Genomic DNA, 5,981 nt, shown 5'->3' on the forward strand with positions numbered 1-5,981 from the left:
CGACCTTCAGGTTATGAGCCTGACGAGCTACCGGGCTGCTCCATCCCGCGTCACTTTGGTGGTCTACCGCCTATTCGGCTACTTGAGACCGTTTTTCGGCCTGTTGCTTACGCTACTTGAGGCCGGGGTCGAATGAGTTCGATATCGTAAGAGAGAAGTTTGATTGTGGGATTTTTCTAGGTTTGGCGGTGACCTACTCTCCCGGGGCTTAAGCCCAAGTACCATTGGCGCGGCAGTGCTTAACTTCCGGGTTCGGGATGGGACCGGGTGTTTCACTTGCGCTATGACCACCAAACCGAGGAAAATCCCCGTCGCGGCTTTGCTTTGCAAAGCGCGACGAGTGGCAGGCGACGTATTTGCGTGCAAATGCGCGTTGCTACTCGGTAGTTATGTCAATCAACACCGCAGCGTTTTGCTGCGAAGTTATCCATGTTTAATGAGGTGTATGTTTTTGATTTGTCTTTCCATTACTGGATCAAATCAAGCCTATCGGGCGATTAGTACCGGTCAACTGAACGCATTACTGCGCTTACATCTCCGGCCTATTGACGTGGTGGTCTTCCACGGCCCTCAGGGAGACCTTGTTTTGAGGGGGGCTTCCCGCTTAGATGCCTTCAGCGGTTATCCTGTCCGATCATAGCTACCCAGCACTGCCGTTGGCACGACAACTGGTCCACCAGTGGATCGTTCACCCCGGTCCTCTCGTACTAGGGGCAACTCCTCTCAAGTCTCCTACACCCACGGCAGATAGGGACCGAACTGTCTCACGACGTTCTAAACCCAGCTCACGTACCTCTTTAAACGGCGAACAGCCGTACCCTTGGGACCTGCTCCAGCCCCAGGATGAGATGAGCCGACATCGAGGTGCCAAACACTGCCGTCGATATGGACTCTTGGGCAGTATCAGCCTGTTATCCCCGGCGTACCTTTTATCCGTTGAGCGATGGCCCTTCCACTCGGGACCACCGGATCACTATGGCCGTCTTTCGACTCTGCTCGACTTGTCAGTCTCGCAGTCAGGCTGGCTTCTGCCATTGCACTCAACGAGCGATTTCCGACCGCTCTGAGCCAACCTTCGCGCGCCTCCGTTACGCTTTAGGAGGCGACCGCCCCAGTCAAACTACCCGCCACGCAGGGTCCCGGATCCGGATAACGGACCGCGGTTAGACATCAAGAGTGCGAAGGGTGGTATCTCAAGGGAGGCTCCACAAAGACTTGCGTCTCTGCTTCAAAGCCCACCACCTATCCTGCACATCACAATCCTGATGCCAGTGCGAAGCTGTAGTAAAGGTGCACGGGGTCTTTCCGTCTAACCGCGGGAAGCCTGCATCTTGACAGGCAATTCAATTTCGCTGAGTCGATGTTGGAGACAGCGGGGAAGTCGTTACGCCATTCGTGCAGGTCGGAACTTACCCGACAAGGAATTTCGCTACCTTAGGACCGTTATAGTTACGGCCGCCGTTTACCTGGGCTTCAATTCAAGGCTCTCACCTCTCCTTTTAACCTTCAGGCACCGGGCAGGCGTCAGACCCTATACGTCGTCTTGCGACTTCGCAGAGCCCTGTGTTTTTAATAAACAGTCGCCACCCCCTGGTTTGTGCCCCCAGCCCCTAGTTGCCTAGGAACCGGGCCTCCTTCTCGCGAACTTACGGAGGTATTTTGCCGAGTTCCTTCAACATCGTTCTCTCAAGCGCCTTGGTATGCTCTACCAGTCCACCTGTGTCGGTTTAGGGTACGGTCTTATAGGAGGGCTATTTCCAGGAACCTCTCAGCAGCCCATTCAATCCGATAAGGATGAACTACCTCTGAGATCCGTCACCACTCCACGGCCTAGGAATATTAACCTAGTTCCCATCGCCTACGCCTTTCGGCCTCGGCTTAGGGGCCGGCTTACCCTGCTCAGATTAGCTTTAAGCAGGAACCCTTGGACTTTCGGCGAGAGTGTCTCTCACACTCTTTGTCGCTACTCATGTCATCATTCTCACTAGTGATCTCTCCACCGGATCGCTCACGCGCCGGCTTCATCGAAAAGACTCGATCCTCCAAGGTGCCCCGAAGGACACTAAAGAGGATAAGTCTTATGTCACACTACGCTCTGCTACCATGCCTTACGGCATCCTAAGCTTCGGCTCATGGCTTGAGCCCCGTTACATCTTCGCCGCAGGACAACTTATTTAGACCAGTGAGCTGTTACGCTATCTTTAAAGGATGGCTGCTTCTAAGCCAACCTCCTGGTTGTTTTGGTCGTCCCACCTGCTTTCCCACTTAGCCATGAATTGGGGGCCTTAGCTGTAGGTCAGGGTTGTTTCCCTCTCCACTACGGACGTTAGCATCCGCAGTGTGTCTGCCATCTAGTACTCCCGGGTATTCGGAGTTTGGTTAGGATCAGTAAGCCTGTGGGGCCCCATTACCCATCCAGTGCTCTACCCCCCGGGGTATTCGGATGACGCTCTACCTAAATAGATTTCGCAGAGAACCAGCTATCTCCGAGTTTGATTGGCCTTTCACCCCTAGGCACAGCTCATCCCGATCCTTTTCAACGGATGTGGGTTCGGTCCTCCAGTAAGTGTTACCTTACCTTCAACCTGGCCATGCCTAGATCACTCGGTTTCGGGTCTGATCCCACGAACTCATGCGCCCTATTAAGACTCGCTTTCGCTACGCCTACACCTAACGGCTTAAGCTTGCTCGTGAGACCAAGTCGATGACCCATTATACAAAAGGTACGCCGTCACCCCGCAAGGAGGCTCCGACTGATTGTAGGCGTTCGGTTTCAGGTACTGTTTCACTCCCCTCGTCGGGGTGCTTTTCACCTTTCCCTCACGGTACTGGTTCACTATCGGTCAGCAAGGAGTACTTAGCCTTCGAAGGTGGTCCTCCGATCTTCAGACAGAATTTCACGTGTTCCGCCCTACTTAATACGTCCCATTGAGCTTAGAATACGGGGCTGTCACCCGCTATGGCCATGCTTCCCAACATGTTCTTCTCACTCTCAAGGCTCGGCTGGTCCCCGTTCGCTCGCCGCTACTAGGGGAGTATCAATTGATTTCCTTTCCTCCGGGTACTTAGATGTTTCAGTTCCCCGGGTTTGCCTTTATAACCCTATGTATTCAGGTCATAAATACCTGGTTATGCCCATTATTGATTAGCAGTGCTAACAATAACAAACATTCAGGTGGGTTGCCCCATTCAGAAATCCATGGATCAAAGCTTATTCTCAGCTCCCCATGGCTTATCGCAGAGTATCACGTCTTTCATCGCCTCTTGCTGCCAAGGCATTCACCAAACGCCCTTCTCGCGCTTGATTTGATCCAGAAAAAGAAAGACACAATATATGTCGATCGAGACCGCCCAGCTGGTAACTAAAGGCAGTCATTCTTCTGAACCAAAAACATACATTTCCCGCCCCCGCCACTTGGACGAGGACAAATGAGCAACCCCATATGGTCTCTCAGCCGTGCAGCTGATCAACGCAGGTCGCTCGGGTTAGTATATTAGACTTGGACAACTCTGTTCGTTTCAGTCGCGATACACGAGACAGGGCCGGCTAGACCCAAACCGTGCCTTCCATCAGATGATGGAAACGACCGAGATCAGTGCCACACTCGGCACGATCAAACAGTGTTGATTGATTTCTCTCTATACGATGTCAAAGCTTCCGAAGAAGCGACGTCCGATTGGACGGTGAAGAACCAAAATGGTGCTTAACGGTCAAATCGAAGGCAAATGGTGGAGCCTAGGAGGATCGAACTCCTGACCTCCTGAATGCAAATCAGGCGCTCTCCCAGCTGAGCTAAGGCCCCAAAAGTTTTTGGTGGGTCGAGGAGGACTTGAACCTCCGACCTCACGCTTATCAGGCGTGCGCTCTAACCACCTGAGCTACCGACCCAGTTGATTTTGCAAAAGCAAAATCGACGTTGCCCGACAGGCGATTTTGCATCGCAAAATCTGCCGAGAGGGCCAGACCTCACAGCGTTGCGGGCCTGATATGTTCTGAAGAGATATGAGGACGGCTCGGTCCATGAGTTTGATCAACTTTGTTTGTTGATCTTCTGCTAAGTGTTCCACGATCAAGAGCAAGCTCAAGATGCCAGGAACATCCTTAGAAAGGAGGTGATCCAGCCGCAGGTTCCCCTACGGCTACCTTGTTACGACTTCACCCCAGTCGCTGATCCTACCGTGGCCGCCTGCCCCCCGAAGGTTAGCGCAGCGTCGTCGGGTAGAACCAACTCCCATGGTGTGACGGGCGGTGTGTACAAGGCCCGGGAACGTATTCACCGCGTCATGCTGTTACGCGATTACTAGCGATTCCGACTTCATGGGGTCGAGTTGCAGACCCCAATCCGAACTGAGACAGTTTTTTGGGATTAACCCATTGTCACTGCCATTGTAGCACGTGTGTAGCCCAACCCGTAAGGGCCATGAGGACTTGACGTCATCCACACCTTCCTCCCGCTTATCACGGGCAGTTTCCCTAGAGTGCCCAGCCGAACTGCTGGCAACTAAGGATGTGGGTTGCGCTCGTTGCCGGACTTAACCGAACATCTCACGACACGAGCTGACGACAGCCATGCAGCACCTGTCACTAGGTCACCGAAGTGAAAGACCCATCTCTGGGCCGGTCCTAGGATGTCAAGGGTTGGTAAGGTTCTGCGCGTTGCTTCGAATTAAACCACATGCTCCACCGCTTGTGCGGGCCCCCGTCAATTCCTTTGAGTTTTAATCTTGCGACCGTACTCCCCAGGCGGAATGCTTAATCCGTTAGGTGTGTCACCGAATAGCATGCTACCCGACGACTGGCATTCATCGTTTACGGTGTGGACTACCAGGGTATCTAATCCTGTTTGCTCCCCACACTTTCGCACCTCAGCGTCAGTATCGAGCCAGTGAGCCGCCTTCGCCACTGGTGTTCCTCCGAATATCTACGAATTTCACCTCTACACTCGGAATTCCACTCACCTCTCTCGAACTCTAGACTGATAGTTTTGGAGGCAGTTCCAGGGTTGAGCCCTGGGATTTCACCCCCAACTTTCCAGTCCGCCTACGTGCGCTTTACGCCCAGTAATTCCGAACAACGCTAACCCCCTCCGTATTACCGCGGCTGCTGGCACGGAGTTAGCCGGGGTTTCTTTACCTGCTACCGTCATTATCTTCACAGGCGAAAGAGCTTTACGACCCTAAGGCCTTCATCACTCACGCGGCATGGCTGGATCAGGGTTGCCCCCATTGTCCAAGATTCCCCACTGCTGCCTCCCGTAGGAGTCTGGGCCGTGTCTCAGTCCCAGTGTTGCTGATCATCCTCTAAAACCAGCTATAGATCGTAGGCTTGGTAGGCCATTACCCCACCAACTACCTAATCTAACGCGGGCCAATCCTTTGGCGATAAATCTTTCCCCCGAAGGGCTCATACGGTATTACTCTCCGTTTCCAGAGGCTATTCCGTACCAAAGGGTATGTTCCCACGCGTTACTAACCCGTCCGCCGCTCACCCGAAGGTGCGCTCGACTTGCATGTGTTAAGCCTGCCGCCAGCGTTCGTTCTGAGCCAGGATCAAACTCTCAAGTTGAAAAGCATTGCTGCTTATCCTTGACGTTCGAACCTCTGCACATCTCATCAGGAGGCTAATCCTGATGAAGTCTTCTGTCTGTATGTGCTTCTGGTTTCATCAGAAACCGAAAGCCGTACAAACAGTGAAGCTGACACTGGATCATCGAGCCGAAGCCCTACCAGCGCGATATACAGACATTCAATCCGTCGAAACGAACCAAACCGCCCACATATCTCTTCAGTTATCCATCAATGTCAAAGAACATAACACCCAGAGCCAAAAATCAGACCGTTGCGCCAATAACATCAGCGCGCCCGCCTAAATCATTCCCTAAGATGCCCCCAGTCTCTCCTGAGCGTCTCCACCGTCTCTCCGATGCGTCCGGCCGTCTCTCCGACCCGTCAGCGCCGCCTCAGCAGCGCCGGTGAAGGGG

Annotated in this window: 2 tRNA genes and 3 rRNA genes; all 5 read right to left on the minus strand. The window is 53.3% G+C overall.

Annotated elements, in window-relative coordinates:
• Window positions 1–180 precede the first annotated feature (180 nt).
• The 5 genes from rrf to AC2FLJ_RS22700 all read right to left on the minus strand — a co-directional run bounded on the left by rrf (window position 181) and on the right by AC2FLJ_RS22700 (window position 5,566).
• Window positions 181–295 (minus strand): 5S ribosomal RNA (gene rrf / locus AC2FLJ_RS22680).
• Between the two features lie 181 nt (window positions 296–476).
• Window positions 477–3,307 (minus strand): 23S ribosomal RNA (locus tag AC2FLJ_RS22685).
• A 420-nt stretch (window positions 3,308–3,727) separates the two neighbouring features.
• A tRNA-Ala gene (locus AC2FLJ_RS22690) sits at window positions 3,728–3,803 on the minus strand.
• 9 nt (window positions 3,804–3,812) lie between these two features.
• Window positions 3,813–3,889 (minus strand) — tRNA-Ile (locus tag AC2FLJ_RS22695).
• A 217-nt stretch (window positions 3,890–4,106) separates the two neighbouring features.
• Window positions 4,107–5,566, minus strand: a 16S ribosomal RNA gene (locus AC2FLJ_RS22700).
• Together the 16S, 23S and 5S rRNA genes with 2 tRNA genes alongside form the textbook arrangement of a ribosomal RNA operon.
• Window positions 5,567–5,981 lie beyond the last annotated feature (415 nt).

It is taken from the genome of Ruegeria sp. CDSA034 (assembly GCF_059612275.1).